1 protein-coding gene is annotated in these 2,022 nt (G+C 36.0%); it reads left to right on the top strand.

Annotated elements, in window-relative coordinates; genetic code table 11:
* Positions 1-171: 171 nt before the first annotated feature.
* Positions 172-2,022 (top strand): serine/threonine-protein kinase (locus tag AACY61_RS12945; RefSeq protein WP_339611998.1); only part of this gene is annotated, 1,851 nt, incomplete at its 3' end.

The raw sequence follows: 2,022 nt of genomic DNA, 5'->3' as shown, positions 1-2,022 counted from the left end.
AACCCTTGATGAACGATTGGCAAAAGTTGTGGAACTGCGTTATTTCGGTGGATTAAACACCAAAGAAATTGCCGCTGCAATTGACTGTTCTGAGTCTACAATAAAAAGAGAATGGCGCACGGCAAAAGCATGGTTGTTTGAATATTTGAATGGGAACTAATTGTTGTGGTAATGGAAAAAAATGAATGGGAACATATAAAAAAGCACTACAATTTTATTGTTGACTTAAATGAAGCAGCAAGGGAGGATTATTTACTTAAGATCGAAAAGAAAAACAAAGAAGTAGCAAAAAGGCTTCGAAATATGCTTTTAGCAGATCAGGAAGAGGAAACCTTTTTACAAAAACCTGCAATGAGTAAACTTAAAGAGGTAGAAGAACCTGATTACTTTATTGGAAAGGAAATAGACCGGTACAAATTAATGTATCTGATTGGTATTGGTGGGATGGGTAATGTGTACCTTTCTGAAAGAACAGATCTGGAAGCCCATCAACAAGTTGTTGTTAAAATAATGAATACCGGATATCTATCAAGTTCCTTGCGAAAGCGATTTGATTTAGAAAGAAAAATACTCTCCAGATTAAATCACCCGCACATCACAAGAATTTACGACGGAGGCATTACAGAACAAGGGTTGCCCTACATAGTCATGGAATATATTGACGGAAAACCTTTAATGGAATATATTGCTGACAATAATTTGAACCTCAATGAACGGATTGAATTATTTTTGGATATTTCAAGTGCTGTTTCTTATGCACACCAAAACTTTATCATGCACCGTGACCTTAAACCCGCCAATATACTGGTTACAAATCACGGAATTGTTAAAGTGATTGATTTTGGTATTGCAAAAATATTGGATAATAATGAGGATGACTTTGAAAATCAAATTACTCAAACTGGCAATATACCCTTAACACCAGCCTATGCGAGTCCTGAACAACTATCAAAAAAACCCCTTACAATTGCAACCGATATTTACTCACTTGGAGTGGTTTTTTATGAAATGTTAACACATAGCAAGCCCTTTCCGTTAAGTAAAAACACAGATTACATAACTATTGAAAAATGGGTTACACAAAGAGACCCCATAAAACCAAGTAACAGTATTTCCCCCCTAATTGAATCGATTTCAACAACTAAAAACTGGAAAAAAAAACTAACCGGCGATTTAGACAATATTATTCTTAAAGCATTAAAAAAAGACCCTAAGGAAAGATACTTAAGCGTTGAACACCTTAAAGATGATATCAATCGGTATAAAAACAACTACCCTGTAATTGCAAGGCCAGACAGTTATAAATACAGAATTAATAAATATATCAAAAGACACAGGGTTGGGGTCGTTGCTGCTTCACTTTTATTTTTAGTAATTATTGCCGGAATCACAACGACCTTATGGCAAGCCGAGCGTGCAAAAAATGAACGGGATATTGCACAATATGAAGCCACTAAAGCCCGTCAAATAACAGATTTTGTTATCGATTTATTTCAAAGTTCAGACCCTGATATAAGTGCTTCAAACACCCTTACTGCTGAAACCATGTTACAAAAAGGTTTGGAAAACCTTGACGCCCTTAAAAACCAGCCAGAATTACACAGTGAGATGCTTCGGGTTGTTGGGAGGTTATACAGGCTTCAACACCTTTTTAGTCAATCAAGAAGCACTCTTGAAAAAGCGCTTGAAGTGAGTGAAACCACCTTTGGGGAAAATCATTTTGAGCCTGCAGTAACCAAACTAGAATTAGCTGCTACCCTGCACTATCTAAATGAAGACCAGGAAGCTCAACAATACATTCTTGAAGCAAAACCCATCATTGAAAAGAAATTTGGAAAAATATCATCAGAATATGCCAGAACACTTTATTTTTTGGGCCAGTTTGAAACCAATAAAGGCTCCTATGAAACAGCACTCAAACACTTTCAAGAGGCTGAAGAGCTTTTTAGTAAAATGCCGGTTCATTCAGACAAAGAGCTCCATCAATTATTAAATCTTTACAATGGTATTGCCCGAATAAAA

The organism is uncultured Planktosalinus sp. (assembly GCF_963973675.1).
Lineage (GTDB): Bacteria > Bacteroidota > Bacteroidia > Flavobacteriales > Flavobacteriaceae > Planktosalinus.
The sequence above is the reverse complement of the archived record's forward strand: the minus strand, read 5'-3'. Positions and strand labels throughout refer to the sequence as shown.